At 69.3% G+C, this 277-nt stretch carries 1 protein-coding gene; it reads right to left on the minus strand.

Features of this window, described 5'->3' with window-relative positions; genetic code table 11:
- Positions 1-277 (minus strand): zinc ribbon domain-containing protein (locus FXF52_RS41390; protein WP_148805108.1); only part of this gene is annotated, 277 nt, incomplete at both ends.

Consider the following 277-nt stretch of genomic DNA (forward strand, 5'->3'; position numbering starts at 1 on the left):
GGCCACCGGCCCGCCGGGGCGGGTCTTATGGTCGGCTCCACGTCCTGCCACCGGGCCACTCCCGGCGGTGGTGGCCTCACGCGCGAGCGCGGCGAGGTTACGCGCGGCGTTCACATCGCGGTCGAGGACCAGGCCGCAAGAGTCGCAGATGTAGGTTCGGACACGCAGCGGCAGTTTGGCTTTCACCGCGCCGCAGTCCGAGCAGGTTTTGCTGGAGGGATACCAGCGGTTGGCCACGATCCGCCGGCCGCCGTTCCATTCAGCCTTGTATGCCACC

The organism is Micromonospora sp. MP36, assembly GCF_008119785.1.
GTDB lineage: Bacteria > Actinomycetota > Actinomycetes > Mycobacteriales > Micromonosporaceae > Micromonospora.